The organism is Yoonia sp. R2-816 (assembly GCF_046762905.1).
Classification (GTDB): domain Bacteria; phylum Pseudomonadota; class Alphaproteobacteria; order Rhodobacterales; family Rhodobacteraceae; genus Yoonia.
This window is the reverse complement of record NZ_JBKQXN010000133.1, coordinates 67617-80494: the sequence shown is the minus strand read 5'-3', so window position 1 is coordinate 80494 and position 12878 is coordinate 67617. Positions and strand designations below refer to the sequence as shown.

Genomic DNA, 12878 nt, shown 5'->3' with positions numbered 1-12878 from the left:
CTAATACGCGTCGCGTTGGGGTCCGACGTTTTGCCGACGCATATCCGACGCGATGCCGACCGCCATTTTCTGCGACATCCACAACCCTTTACGCCATTCATTCCAAACCCTATATGTTTGCTCAGGAATAAGGGAAAGCGGATGCCATGACCAATACGAATGCCCAGCTTGAAGGCGCGCCGATGATTGCGCCATCGACCACAGATCATCCGCTTTACGAAGATGTCGTGAAGGCCTGTCAATCCGTCTATGATCCCGAAATTCCGGTCAATATCTACGATCTCGGCCTGATCTACACCATTGATATCAAAGACGATAACGCCGTGAACGTGATCATGACACTGACCGCGCCCGGCTGCCCCGTGGCAGGCGAAATGCCCGGCTGGGTGGCTGACGCCATCGAACCCTTGCCCGGCGTCAAACAGGTCGACGTGGAAATGACGTTCGAACCGCAATGGGGCATGGACATGATGTCGGACGAAGCGCGGCTCGAACTGGGCTTTATGTAGCCCTCCGTGGCGCCCGCCACCCAAAAACAACGCATGATCGCAGGCGATCTTTACGACGCGGGCGATCCCGAACTGGTGGCCGACCGCAAGCAGGCGCAGCGGCTGATGCGGGACTATAACGCAACCGTTTATGGTCAGGATGAAGAACGGCATCGCATCCTCGCCGATCTTCTGGGCAATGACGGCGGCGCGGTAATCAGACCGCCCTTCTATGTGGATTACGGCAGCAACATCCACCTCGCCAAGGGCGTTTTCCTCAACTACGGCTGCGTGCTACTGGATGTCTGTCCGATCCGCATCGGTGCCGATACCCAGATCGGACCGGGCACCCAGATCCTGACAGCCGATCACCCGCGCGACCCGGCGGTCCGCCCCCAAGGGCTGGAGATGGGGCGGCCCATCACCATCGGGGCCAATGTCTGGATCGGGGGCGGCGCGCTCTTGCTACCGGGCGTTTCCGTCGGTGATGATGCGGTGATCGGTGCCGGGGCGGTCGTGACTCGCGACGTGGCGGCTGGCAGCACCGTCGTCGGCAATCCGGCGCGGCCTGTTGGACGCTGACCACTTTCTGCGCCATGTCGTGTCTTCGTCACCAATCTGTTAGCCTGTCGTTACAAATACCGCGCATCTCCGCCTCATAATCATATGATGGAGCACCCATGACACGGCTTTCCCTGACCCTCGCAACCATCCTCGCAACCAGCCCGGCCTTTGCAGATGGGCACCTGACCTACGGCCCACGACCGGCTTTCCTGATCGGCCAGATGGATGACAGCCCCCTGAAAGACCGGCTGCAGTCCTGTCTGGGCCAAGCCCCGGCCCGCTCCGATTTCTCCATCGGACACCGGGGCGCGCCGCTGATGTTTCCCGAACACACGGTCGAATCCAATGTGGCGGCGGCCCAGATGGGCGCCGGTATCCTTGAATGCGACGTGACCTTCACCGCGGATCATGAACTGGTCTGCCGACACGCCCAGAACGATCTGCACACGACGACCAACATCGTCGTCAGTGATCTGGCAAACAAATGTACAACACCGTTTTCGCCCGCCTCAGGCGACACACCCGCCAGCGCGGAATGCCGCACAAGCGATCTCACCCTGACGGAATTCATGACACTTGAACCCAAAATGGATGCCGCCGACACCGGCGCGACAACGCCCGAGGAATATCTCGGCGGCACCGCCAATTGGCGCACTGACCTCTATGTCGACAACACCACGCTGATGACGCACGTGGAGTCGATCACCCTCTTCCGCGATCTGGGTGCGAAATTCACACCGGAACTCAAAGCCCCGTCGGTCGAGATGCCCCATGACGGGTTCAGTCAGGCGGATTATGCCCAGAAACTGGTGGATGAATACAAGGCCGCAGATGTGCCGGCATCCGATGTCTGGTTGCAATCCTTCAACCTCGACGATGTGCTGTACTGGATTGAAAATGAGCCGGAATTTGGCGCGCAGGCGGTCTATCTGATGGATGAATACGATATCGACGGCTATTCACCGCAAGACCCCGCCACATGGCCCAACACGATGGACGAACTCAAGGCGATGGGCATCAACTATGTCGCCCCGCCGCTTTGGATGCTGATCACGCTGGAAAATGGCGAAATGGTGCCATCGGCCCTGGCCGTTGCCGCGAAAGCGGCGGATCTCAACATCATCACCTGGACGCTTGAACGGTCTGGCCCTCTGGCGGGCGGTGGCGGCTGGTACTACCAGACCGTGACCGAAGCCATTGATAACGATGGCGATTATTTCGAGGTGCTGCACGTTCTGGCCCAGGATGTCGGCGTGGTGGGTGTCTTTTCCGACTGGCCAGCCACCACCACCTATTATGCAAACTGCATGGGGCTGTGACCCTGCACACCCGAGGCGGCAAAACAGCCGCCTCGGGTTTTATTGAATAAAGCAAGACAATACGCCGTCTTTGACATAAGCAAATAAATATCATTGCTTTTAACTAAAGCAAGCTTTAACACTTGCTTATGCACAACCCACACCTCCATGCCGTTCTCACCGGGGACCTGATCAAATCACGGCAGGCCAGCACGGCTGCCGTCGATGCGACGCTGAAAGCGCTGGGCGATGCGGCGGCGACCTTCGGCACCGTCTGGGGGCTGGACCTGCGTTTCACGCGCTTCCGTGGCGACGGCTGGCAGGTCGTGCTCTCCAATCCCGGGCTGTTGCTGGATGCGGCACTTTATTTCATTGCGCGCCTGCGGGCGGGCCAGACAGGTATCGCCACACGCATATCTATCGGCGTCGGCCCGATTGAAAGCCTTGGCTCTCACGACCTTGCCGATGCCACAGGGCCAGCCTTTTTCATCTCCGGCGATCACCTTGGGCATATGGGGCGCAATCGCATGATCACCCTCTCCGGAACCGGGATCGGTGCCGCACAGGTCGCAATCATCGACCTCGCAGAATGCATCGCCACCGGCTGGACCGCAACGCAAGCCGAAGCGGTCGCCCTGCATCTCGAAGGGGACGTACCACGACACGAAGATATCGCAGCAAAGCTCGGCGTCACCCGGCAGGCCATACAAAGCCGGTTGTCCGGGGCGGGGCTACCCTATTTCGACACCGCGCTTTACGCTATGCGCAACCACGATTTCTCGCTACCGGTTCAAGGCCCGCCATGATGGAAATAATCTCAGTCAACACCATCGCTGAACGGCAGACAGACGGTAACCCATGCTGACCACGGCCCTCGCCCTTGTTCTGGCCCATCTGCTGGCCGACTACCCGTTCCAGAACCGCTGGATCGTCGCCAACAAGAAAAAGCCAGAGGCGATGGCAGCCCATATCGGCGTGGTTTTCCTGCTGACGCTGCTCGCCCTGCGCGGCGAAATCGCCCCGGCGCTGACGATCACCGTCATCCATCTGGCCATCGACCTGATCAAAACCCATCTCGCCCCGGAACGGCTCTGGGCTTATATGTCCGATCAACTCGCCCATTTTGCCACCATTGCCGGGGTTCTGTGGTTCTGGCCTGACCTCGCCCTGCTCTGGCCAGAGGCAACGCCTTGGGCGCAATACCTGCTCGCTGTCAGCGCGGGCCTGATCCTCTGCGTGCAGGCGGGCGGCCCGGCCGTTGGCCTGCTGATGTCCGATTTTGAGGAAATTCAGCATGTGGGCCTGCCCGCCGCGGGCCGGATGATCGGGCTGCTGGAACGGGCCCTGATCTATCTGATGGTACTGGCAGGCCAACCCGCAGGCATCGGGTTCCTGATTGCGGCCAAATCCATCCTGCGCTTCGACACCGTGTCAAAGGACCAGCGCGCGAGCGAATACGTGATCATCGGCACGCTGGCCTCGTTCGGCTGGGCGCTTCTGGTCAGCTATGCGACATTGTCACTCATCACAATCACCGGCATCGACCCCACCCCATCTTGAGCGCCCGACACATCTGCCCTACATGTGTAATCAAAGGAGCAATTCATGTTCGGTATTCCAGGCAAACAGGCGGTCACAATCACTGACAAGGCGGCCGCACAAATCGCCAAGCTGATGACCAAAGACGGGCATCAGGGGCTGCGCATCGGCGTCAAGAAAGGCGGCTGCGCGGGGATGGAATACACCATGGACTACGTGACCGAGGTCGACCCCCATGACGAGGTCGTCGAACTGGGCGGCGCGCGGGTCATGATCGCCCCCATGGCGCAGATGTTCCTGTTCGGAACCGAGATCGACTATGAAACCTCGCTTCTCGAATCCGGCTTCAAGTTCCGCAACCCGAACGTGGTTGATGCCTGCGGATGTGGCGAGTCGATCAAGTTCGACGACAGCATCGCGGCCAAGTGATGGCGGTCGGCAACGCCGATATCGCCTTCGCCACCGACCTCTTCTCTGACCTTGGGCAATTGACCACCCGCAAGATGTTCGGGGGCATGTGCCTTTACCATCAGGGGATCGTCTTTGCGCTTCTCAGCAGCGAAGGGCGGCTTTACCTCAAGGCCAAGGGCGATCTGGCCCGCGAACTGGCCGATAGCGGCAGCGCCCAGTTTCACAACATGCCCTACTGGTCGGTCCCCGAACAGGCCCTTGACGACGCTGACGAGGCCTGCACATTGGCACGACGTACCCTCGCCATGTTGTAAAAGGATCCGCCATGCCCCGTAAACTCGCCGCCGGCAACTGGAAGATGAACGGGCTGCGTGCCAATCTGGCAGAGTTGGAGACGCTGGAAGCACGGCACGGGGATGCGGGCGTCGATATCCTGATCTGCCCACCGGCCACCCTGATCAGCGCCTGCGAGGACACACCCTTTGATATCGGCGGACAGGATTGCCATGTGAGCGAATCCGGCGCCCATACCGGCGATATCAGCGCCGAAATGCTGGCCGATGCCGGTGCCAGCTACGTGCTCACCGGCCATTCCGAACGGCGCGCCGATCACGGCGAAACCGACGCCATGGTCGCTACCAAGACGCAGGCCGCCTATGATGCGGGGCTGATTGCGGTCATCTGCATCGGTGAAACACTGGCAGAACGCGAGGGAGGCACGACACTCACCGTCATCGACACCCAGCTCAACGGATCGATTCCCGAGGCGGCCAATGCCGAAAACACCGTCATCGCCTATGAACCGGTCTGGGCCATCGGCACGGGCAAGGTCCCGACGCTGGAACAAATCGGTGAGGTGCATGCCCATATCCGCGACCGACTGACCAATCGCTTCAGCGACGGGTCGGAAATGCGCATCCTCTACGGCGGCTCCGTCAAAGGCAGCAATGCGGCCGAGATTTTCAGCGTCGCCCATGTCGACGGCGCGCTCGTCGGCGGGGCCAGCCTGAAGGCAGATGATTTCTCCCCCATCATCACCGCGCTGGAAAACAGCTAGACCCTCAGCGCAAAGTCTTCGTCACGAAGACTTTGCCAGCCCGCAGACTTTTCGTCACGAAAAGTCTGCCGCCGCGCGTACCGTCATTTCACCACAATCTCCGGCCCCATAAAGTAGGTCGGCAGGAATGTGGATATGGCCGGAATGTAAGTCACCATAATCAGGAAGATGAACAGCACGCCCAGGAATGGCAGGGCGGCGCGCACAACAGCCATCATCGGCATACCGGCAACCCCGGACGTGACAAACAGGTTCAGACCCACCGGCGGCGTGATCATCCCGATCTCCATATTCACCACCATGATAATGCCCAGATGAATAGGGTCGATGCCCAATTCAATCGCAATCGGAAACACCAGAGGAGCCACGATCACGATCAGGCCGGACGGCTCCATAAACTGACCGCCGATCAGCAGGATCACATTGACCATGATCAGGAATGTCACTGGGCCCAACCCTGCATCCAGCATCGCCCCGGCAATATGCTGGGGGATCTGCTCATCGGTCAGCACATGTTTCAGCAACAGCGCATTGGCAATAATGAACATCAGCGTGATGGTCAGCTTGCCGCCTTCAAACAGCGTGTGGCGGGTATCCTTATGGAAAAACGCCGTGACCAGCGCCCATGGTTTCTGCAACAGGCTGAACTTCTGCGGCACCACGGCAGCCGACAGGCTGACGGCCTGACCCTGAAACAGGTTGCCTTCGCTGTCGCGGGCAGCCAACGGACCCATATCGCGATAGATAAAGGTCGCCACGATGAAGGCATAGACAGCCGCAACCGCCGCAGCCTCGGTCGGAGTAAAGGCGCCCCCTTTCCAATAGATCAGGCTCAGCCCTTCCTCGAACCGGATCCATGGGTGGCCATAGATACCGCCCATGATGATCAGGATCAGCAGCAAACCCCAAAGCGCATCGCGGAAACTGTCGAAAATCTCGCCCCAGCCGCGCCACTCGCCTTTCGGCATATTCTTGATCCGGGCAATGATGTAGATCGTGATCATCAGCATCACCCCGGCCATGATCCCCGGAATGACACCCGCCAGAAACATCCGGCCCACAGATACATCCGTGGCCGATGCATAGACCACCATCACGATGGATGGCGGGATCAGGATACCCAGCGTGCCCGCATTACAGATCACGCCAGCGGCAAATTCCTTGGTATAGCCCACCTGCGTCATTGCCGCGATCACAATGGTCCCGATGGCAACCACGGTGGCTGGCGACGACCCCGACAGGGCCGCAAACATCATGCAGGCAAACACACCCGCAATCGCCAGCCCGCCCTGCAAATGGCCGACACAGGCAATGGCAAAGCGGATGATCCGCTTGGCCACACCACCGGTGGACATGAAGGACGACGCCAGCACAAAGAATGGAATGGCCAGCAGCGTGTAATGCCCCGCCATCGCCAGATAAAGCGACTGGGCCACTGCGGCCAGCGACGTGTCGGAAAACGCCAACTGGAACACGACCGAACTGACACCCAGTGCGACGGCAATCGGCACGCCCAGCAACAAAAGGCCGATGATCATCAGGAACAGAAATGCAACTTCCATGGCCTCAAGCCTCCTTCTTCAGCTTGCTGGCGGCTTCTTCGACCGCTTCTTCGGCTTCATGGCTCACGATCAGGCTCTCGGCCTCATCGGTCCAGACACGCCAGACCGCCTGACAGATGCGAAACAGGATCAGCACAGCGGCAATCGGCAGGATGGTATAGGGGATCATCCGGGGCATCTTGGAATAGCGGTCACCGTAATTGATCCAGTCCTCCAGAAACCGCAGCCATTCAGGCATGGGGATCTGGTCGGTTTCGAAAAAACTGCGCCCGCGCGCGTCAAAATCAAATCCGGTCGGAAACCACTTACCGGTGGTGGGGGGCAAATCGGCAAAAGGCGCCCATTGGTCCCAGGCGCCTTTCAACAGCATCACGCCATAGAAAATCGTGACCGCCCCGGCAATCAAAGCAATCACCTTGCGCGGACGGGGCGGCAGCAGGTTGGTAATCGCATCGACACCCAGATGGGCGGTGACCTTGAACCCATAAGCCACACCAAACAGGACCAGCCATGCAAACAGGACCAGCACGACCTCAAGGCTCCAGATGATCGAACTGTTGAACCCGTATCGCAACACCACATTGGCGAATGTCAGCATGGTCATCAGACCCAGCAACACAGCGATAACATTTTCCTCGAACCCGTGAACGGCACGGCCCACCGGCCCCTTGGGCGTGTATTTGCTGCTCATTGTCCCCTCCCCCGGGATGGCAGAAAGGCGGCCCGGATCCCCGGACCGCCCAGATCGTGTGACTTACATCGAGTCGTTGATCGCCTGTGCGGCGTCGATGTTTTCCTGACCTACTTCGTCAGCAAACTGCGCCCAGACAGGTTTCATCGCTTCAACCCATGCGGTGCGCTGCTCTGGTGTCAGCTGACGTACTTCACCACCGGCATCGATGATCGCCTGCTTGGCTTCGGCATTCACGCGGGCGGACTCACCATTCCGGGTCTGCGTGACCTCATCAAGGATCGTCAGGAACTGGTCGCGCACTTCTGGCTCAAGGCTGTCCAGCCAGTCCACAGATGCAACAACCAGATAGTCGATGATACCGTGGTTGGTCTCGGTAATACCGTCCTGCACCTCAAAGAACTTCTGACCATAGATGTTCGACCATGTGTTCTCTTGGCCATCCACAACGCCTGTCTGCAGCGCGCCATAAACTTCCGAGAACGACATCGGCTGCGGGGAGGCGCCCAGCGCTTCCATCTGGGCCACCAGCACGTCGGACGGCTGGACCCGGAACTTCAGGCCATTGGCATCGGTTGGCGCTTCCAGCGGTACATTGGCGCTGATTTGCTTCATGCCATTGTGCCAGAACTGCAGGCCCTGCAAACCACGACGCTGCATCGCATCCTTCATCGCCTGACCGGCATCAGAGGCCTGGAACGCATCCACAGCTTCGATGTTTTCAAACATGAACGGCAGATCGAACAGACGATAGGCTTTGGTGATCGACTCAAACAACGACAGTGACGGCGCGGCCAGTTGCACGTCACCGCGCAACATCGCCTCGATCACCTGCTCGTCGGTGTAAAGGGTCGAGTTGGGGAACACTTCCATGCACATGGTGCCGTTCATCTCTGCATTCACACGCTCAGCCAGAAGGCTCGCCGCAATCCCCTTGGGGTGACGGTCGGTATTGGTGACGTGGCTGAACTTGACGACGATTTCACCATCATCGCAGCCAGCGCCATGCGCATCAGCCAGCGCCGATGTCGCCATGACAGAGATTGCAGCCATTGCGGCTGCCGCTTTCAAAAAGGTCATAATTTTTCCTCCCTCGAGAATCTTGCCGCCTGTTTTCAGGCGCACACCCAGATCAAATGCAGCGGCGGGGATTGGCGCAAGCACCATGACGACCTATAAAGATCGACCCACAAACCACTGAAAATAAAAGGTTCAAAGGAAAACCCAATTTTCGTGAAATCGCAACCGGGCGGAAAACCACACAGTCTGCAGCGCTAACAGTGCGAAAATCCGCACATATCAGGATGCATCGCTTTCCAGAACGGTACGGACGGTTTCGGTGGCCGTTTCGATATCCTTGACCACGGCATCGGCACCAACCAGATCCTTGATATCGGGGAAATGCGTCAAGATGTTCCCGGCCACCAGAACATGCGCCAGTGGCTGACTGATCCGCAAGGCCAGGATCATGCGGGCAAGCGGCTCAATCATCCGGTCGGAATGGGCGACCAGCACAATCGCCTGATACTGATGGGTTTCACTGCGTTGCACGATCTCATCATGGCTCTGGCCGACAGCCAGATCGACCTCCCAGCCTTCGCGACGGAACAGATCGGTCGCCATCTCGATACTCAGCGTATGGGTCTCGCCCGGTACCAGCGCAAACAGGGCCGGATATTGCTGCCGGTCCTCGCCAAGGGTACGGGCCACCACATGGCGCAATCCGCGAATAACGCGGTACAACCGGCCCGAGGCCAGGGTCACCTCGACAAACGACACACGGTCGTCTTCCCACATCTCACCCAGTTGGCGCGCGGCACCAGCGACGTAACCCAGATAGATCGTATCAATGGTCACACCGTCGCGGCGAGCCGACAGAATGATCTTGTCTGCGGCCTGTTCATCCGAAGACAACAGTGCCGCACAAAGCAAATCAATCTCTGACGGTGTGGGCAGATCTTCTTTTCTGACAGTGCGCGGCATTCGAAAGGCCAATCGTCTCACGACTTCTTGCGCAATGGCCTCTACGGCCGTTGCGGGTAACTTTTGCTCCGCCAATCGGAATTGCTGATCAGCTCTGTCATATTCGGAGCGGTCGAATGCTCCAGCGTCCATTGGCGCGCGGGCCATGAACGTCCCTCCCTTGCTGGCATATCAGACGCCATCCCAACGCTTGCGTGGTCAGGTTTTTGGTGTCCAATCGCATGCAGATTAGCATAGGGGCGTATTGACTCGGGCGCGGCAGAACGTCGCGGTAGCAGCTATTGATTGCGGAAATCCTCGGCACGCAACCCATGCTTGTTCAACTTGTCGTAGAACGTCTTGCGCGGCAGTTGCAGATCACGGGCCACTTCGGTCGCCCGGCCATTGTGACGCTGCAAGGCCGCGACCAGCAATGACCGCTCAACCTGCGCCATCTGGGCTGACAGACCCAGCCCTGCGCTCACATCCCGCTCGTCCAGCCCCATGGCAAACCGCATGGCCACATTCATCAGCGCGCGTGCATTGCCGGGCCAGTCCTGCGCCATCAGACGGGCCGTGTGATCCGCCGTGATGATCGGCATCGGCAGGTTCGCCTGTTCGCAAGCTTGCGCAACATAGTGCTGAAACAACACCGGAATATCCTCGGGGCGTTCGCGCAGCGTCGGGATTCGCACCCGCATTAGGTCAAGCCGGTAAAACAGCTCCGCACTCAAATCCCCGGCGCTCATCGCCTCTTTCAGATCACGGGTCGATCCGGCCAGCACGCGGGCCACACCGCCCGCCTCCAACCGGTCCAGCAGATGCAACTGTGCAGCAGGGCCAAGGCCAGCCACCTCATCCAGATACACTGTCCCGTCCAGCGCCTCTGCCAGAGCCGCGTCAAGCCCGGCCGCGTCCAGCGAAGACGCCGCGCATTTGACAAAGGGTCGGGATGCGGCCGTCGACACCAGATGGATCACCTCGGCCACCTTCGATGTACCGGACCCCGGCTCACCCACAATCAGGGCCTCGGTGCCCGCCCGCGCCACAGCACGGGCCTGCTGACGCAAATCCTCGGCCAGCCGCGATTGACCAAACAGCATCCGCGATGCGGCATCACCCGCTTCCAGCTCTGATTTCAAGCGGCGGTTTTCCAGCACCAGCGCCCGCGCCTTCAGCGCCCGTTCAATCACCGCGACAAAAGCCTGCGGCGCGCATGGCTTTTCCAGAAAATCATAAGCGCCCGCGGACATGGCCCGCACAGCCATCGGGATATCCGCCTCACCGGTCAGCAGGATCACAGGCAGTTCCGGGTCAGTTTCCCGCACAAAATCAAGCAGATAGAACCCATCACGACCCGGCATCCGGATATCGGACACCACAACGCCGTCAAAGGCAGGGGTGAGATGATCCTTCGCCTCCACAAACGATCCTGCCACTGTCGGCGCCAGATCCGCCAGTTCCAGCGTCTGGCCCAGCGCCTCGCGGATATCGCGGTCATCATCCACCAGCAGCACGCGGGTCGTCATGCGGCAACCTCCCGCGCGACGGCGTCCAACTCAACGGTAAACACCGCCCCGCCATCCGGATGGTTGCGCCCCCGGATCGCCCCGCCAAAGCTTTGCACCAACCCATAGGAAATCGACAGGCCCAGCCCCATGCCTTCCGCCGCGCCGACCGCCTTGGTGGAATAGAACGGATCGAATATCTTTTCAGGCTCCGCAATGCCCGGCCCTGTATCACGGACAGATACCGTGGTGCGACTGCCGGCATGGCCCACCGCAATCGTCACGACCTTCGGATCACTCTCTTCCATCGCGTCCATGCCATTCGACACCAGATTCAGGATCACCTGCTGCAAACGCACCTCGCCTCCGCGCACGATCACGGGCGTCGCCGGTGCGTCCCATTCCAGCGCGATTCCGTCCCGGGCGGCGCGCGGCGCGACAATCTCCAGCACGGCATCAATCACCGCAATCAGATCGACATTCTTGGGCGGCTCATCCTCCTGCCGGGCAAAGGCGCGCAGATTGCGGATGATCCGGCCCATCCGGCGGGCCATCTCGGATATACGGCCCAGATTCTGCGCCGCAATCTCGGGCTTGCCCCGGTCAAGAAACCCTTGCGCATTCTCCGCAAAAGACCGGATCGCGGTCAGCGGCTGGTTCAATTCGTGGCTGATCCCCGCCGACATCTGACCCAGGGCCGACAGCTTGCCCGCCTGCACCAAATCATCCTGCGCCTTTTGCAATCGCGCCTCGGCGGCGGTCCGTTCAGCCACCTCGCGGCGCAGATCCTGGTTCAACGCCGACAATTCCGCAGTGCGGTCGCGCACCCGGCGTTCCAGCCTTGCATTCAACGCAGCCAGCGTGCGGCGGCGCTGGGTCGCAACAAACAAAAGCATACCGAACACCAGACAAACCGCCGCCACCACAGCGGCCTGCAACGCCGCCAACTGGCGCGCCGGTGCCACATCCACCAAAACCTCACCCGTCATCCCGATCACCGGCAAATCCAGCGCCAGATGCAAGGCGCGTTCCGGCAGATACCGGCCCCCATCGACATCCCAAACCTCGTACCCACTGACCAGCCCTTCGGTATAGCGAACAAACGGGGCCACCCGGTCAGCCGGATACTCCGCCTGCGGCAGCGGATCACCCAACCGGGACCGAAACACCAGCTCCGACCGGTTCGATAAAAAGATCACGCCGCTGCGGTCCGCAAAATAGACCGCCGGGCGGGCACCCCGCCACGCCGCCTCGACCTGCTCCACATCGGCATAGACGACCAAGGCACCAGTCACAGGGCCAGCCTCGGAAAATACAGGCGCAGCAAAGACAAACGCACGGCGCCCGTAAGCCTCGCTGTAAAGATGCGAAAACCCAAGGGCGCCATCCATCGCCCGCTCAAAATAGGCGCGCCCCTGATGATCGACATTGGGCGCATCAACCGTCGCGACAATCACCGCGCCACCCGGATCAACCAGCATGATATCCAGCGCACCGGTCTTGTCGGCAATCTCCTGCAAGACCGGGCGGACCGTTTCCGGCGTCGTCTCGCCCGCCATCAACGGGCGCAGATGCGGATGATCCGCCGTCAGCACAGCCAATTCGCGATAGCGGCGCAATTCGCTCGTCAAACTGTCAGACGCAAGGGCAAGGTCAGTCCGGGCCCGCTGATCCAGCTGCGCGAGGGCCGCTACATAGCCATACCACCAAACCCCACCGGCAAAGGCTGTAACAGCCGCCAGAAACGCAACAATAACCAACAGGCGGGGACGAAGCAGAACGCGCATGACCCTCAACT

14 protein-coding genes are annotated in these 12878 nt (G+C 60.0%); 8 read left to right on the top strand and 6 right to left on the bottom strand.

Features of this window, described 5'->3' with window-relative positions:
- Positions 1–146 precede the first annotated feature (146 nt).
- From ACFWW2_RS03295 to tpiA, 8 genes are all read left to right on the top strand, one after another.
- Positions 147–509: an SUF system Fe-S cluster assembly protein gene (locus ACFWW2_RS03295; RefSeq protein WP_393926131.1), complete on the top strand. Its 363-nt coding sequence runs from the start codon at positions 147–149 to the stop codon at positions 507–509.
- 33 nt (positions 510–542) lie between these two features.
- Complete coding sequence (locus ACFWW2_RS03290) at positions 543–1070, top strand: sugar O-acetyltransferase (RefSeq protein WP_393926182.1); 528 nt, start codon at positions 543–545, stop codon at positions 1068–1070.
- A gap of 98 nt (positions 1071–1168) precedes the next feature.
- Entirely contained in the window at positions 1169–2371 is a 1203-nt protein-coding gene (locus tag ACFWW2_RS03285) for a glycerophosphodiester phosphodiesterase family protein (protein ID WP_393926130.1), read from the top strand.
- Positions 2372–2499: 128 nt separating this feature from the next.
- The gene (locus tag ACFWW2_RS03280; protein WP_393926128.1) at positions 2500–3156 is read left to right on the top strand and encodes a hypothetical protein; all 657 of its coding nucleotides are present in this window, start codon (positions 2500–2502) and stop codon (positions 3154–3156) included.
- Between the two features lie 52 nt (positions 3157–3208).
- On the top strand, positions 3209–3910 hold the full coding sequence (locus ACFWW2_RS03275; RefSeq protein ID WP_393926127.1) for a DUF3307 domain-containing protein: 702 nt from the start codon (positions 3209–3211) through the stop codon (positions 3908–3910).
- A gap of 45 nt (positions 3911–3955) precedes the next feature.
- A complete protein-coding gene (locus tag ACFWW2_RS03270; RefSeq protein ID WP_393926125.1) occupies positions 3956–4318 on the top strand; it encodes a HesB/IscA family protein in 363 nt (120 codons plus the stop codon).
- Complete coding sequence (locus ACFWW2_RS03265; protein ID WP_393926123.1) at positions 4318–4614, top strand: TfoX/Sxy family protein; 297 nt, start codon at positions 4318–4320, stop codon at positions 4612–4614. Before ACFWW2_RS03270 ends, ACFWW2_RS03265 begins: the two co-directional genes overlap by 1 nt.
- 11 nt (positions 4615–4625) lie before the next feature.
- Positions 4626–5357, top strand: a complete 732-nt coding sequence (tpiA, locus tag ACFWW2_RS03260; RefSeq protein ID WP_393926121.1) for a triose-phosphate isomerase — start codon at positions 4626–4628, stop codon at positions 5355–5357.
- 83 nt (positions 5358–5440) lie between these two features.
- On the opposite strand, the gene ACFWW2_RS03255 is transcribed toward tpiA, so the two are convergent.
- The 6 genes from ACFWW2_RS03255 to ACFWW2_RS03230 all read right to left on the bottom strand — a co-directional run bounded on the left by ACFWW2_RS03255 (position 5441) and on the right by ACFWW2_RS03230 (position 12867).
- A complete protein-coding gene (locus ACFWW2_RS03255) occupies positions 5441–6919 on the bottom strand; it encodes a TRAP transporter large permease (protein ID WP_393926119.1) in 1479 nt (492 codons plus the stop codon).
- A gap of 4 nt (positions 6920–6923) precedes the next feature.
- Entirely contained in the window at positions 6924–7610 is a 687-nt protein-coding gene (locus ACFWW2_RS03250; protein ID WP_393926117.1) for a TRAP transporter small permease, read from the bottom strand.
- A 63-nt stretch (positions 7611–7673) separates the two neighbouring features.
- On the bottom strand, positions 7674–8690 hold the full coding sequence (locus ACFWW2_RS03245; protein ID WP_393926115.1) for a DctP family TRAP transporter solute-binding subunit: 1017 nt from the start codon (positions 8688–8690) through the stop codon (positions 7674–7676).
- Between the two features lie 219 nt (positions 8691–8909).
- Positions 8910–9593, bottom strand: coding sequence for a B12-binding domain-containing protein (locus tag ACFWW2_RS03240; RefSeq protein ID WP_393926113.1), 684 nt, complete (start codon positions 9591–9593; stop codon positions 8910–8912).
- 278 nt (positions 9594–9871) lie between these two features.
- Complete coding sequence (locus ACFWW2_RS03235) at positions 9872–11101, bottom strand: sigma-54-dependent transcriptional regulator (RefSeq protein ID WP_393926111.1); 1230 nt, start codon at positions 11099–11101, stop codon at positions 9872–9874.
- Positions 11098–12867: an ATP-binding protein gene (locus ACFWW2_RS03230; RefSeq protein WP_393926109.1), complete on the bottom strand. Its 1770-nt coding sequence runs from the start codon at positions 12865–12867 to the stop codon at positions 11098–11100. The genes ACFWW2_RS03235 and ACFWW2_RS03230 overlap by 4 nt, the downstream gene beginning before the upstream one ends.
- Between the last annotated feature and the right edge of the window lie 11 nt (positions 12868–12878).